Source organism: Caballeronia sp. M23-90 (genome assembly GCF_053574605.1).
On sequence record NZ_JBSIPA010000828.1, the window covers coordinates 1 to 1,266 of the forward strand.

The 1,266-nt window shown below is 60.3% G+C and carries 1 protein-coding gene; it reads right to left on the reverse strand.

Going from position 1 to position 1,266, the window contains the following annotated elements; translation table 11 throughout:
* Positions 1 to 291: 291 nt before the first annotated feature.
* The coding region (locus tag ACRXB1_RS36220; protein WP_449494795.1) for an SGNH/GDSL hydrolase family protein at positions 292 to 1,266 on the reverse strand (975 nt) is incomplete at its 5' end.

Here is a 1,266-nt window from a genome sequence, read left to right on the forward strand (position 1 = left end):
CAAGCGCCCACACTTATCGGCTGTTAGTTTTTAAAGAACATTCACCAAAACCGCAGCATCCCATCCCTCAGAACACCACCGCTTTCGCGTCGCTGCGTTTGCAGCACAGAAACGAGATTATGTAGAATCTTTTTCCCCTTGTCAACAAGTTTGTGAGCGTTTTGCTTTCAAACTTACCGACTTTGGAGCCCGCCTGTTTCCTTGGCGGCCCTCGTTGAGAAACAAGGAGGCGAATAATAGGCGATACCCACAGGTCTGGCAAGAGCATCTTCAAATAATTTGAAAAGAAGCTTATTTGGCGCCGGCTGCGGACCTCGTAAGGCCCATTTCTTCGATAGGAACCGCCTCCGACATTGCGGCATATCCCGCGTCGCTCGGATGGATGTGGTCACCGCTGTCATAGCGGCGTTGCAGTTTGTCCGGGTGATCCGGGTCTCGCAGCGCGCGATCGAAGTCGACGACGCCATCGAACGCCCGGCTGGACCGGATGGAATTGTTCACTGCGGTGCGGATCGCCTCGCGTTCGGGCGGCAAGGCGGCCGGCGTAAGCGTCGCGCCATAGATCCTCACTCCGCGCTGGTGCGCCTGGGCAATAAGCCGCTGGTAGCCGCGCAGCAGCGAGTCGGCCGTGACAGGCGTGTGGGGATCGTCGCAATCGAGGCCGGCGTGCGGGGGCATCGAAGGGAAATTGATGTCGTTGATGCCGACCAGCACGATCACCGACCGGACGCCCGGCTGGCGCAAAGCATCGCGATCGAAGCGGCTCAGCACGGCGTCGCCGTAACACGGCGACGGGCTCAACAAGCGATTGCCGCTGATTCCTGCGTTGACCACCGCCGTTCCTTCAATTCCCTTTTGGGTAAGCCGGCGCGCGAGTGCGTCGGTCCATCGGCGATTGGCGTTAGGCGTGGAACGCATCCCGTCGGTGATGGAATCGCCAATGGCAACAAGGGTCTGCGCGGGGGCGGTATCGACGGCAACGCTCGTCAGCCACACGAATTGCGTAAAGCGCGTGCGGAAAGCGGAGGCGTCGGTATCGGCGGAATGGTTGCCGGGCGTCGAGATGTAATTGACCTGGCTTGCCACCCGATGCCACGCAGCCAGTTTCTGACCTTCAGCCATATAGGTGCTCACCGCCAGCGGCTGGTAAGCAGCGATATTGAATGCCACAGGATCGCTGTCGACCTGACCACCCGGCGCGATGGTCACGCCCGGCTTGCCGCCAAACGTGACGGAACGCGTCGTTCCCGCCCGCGTTCCCGCCGA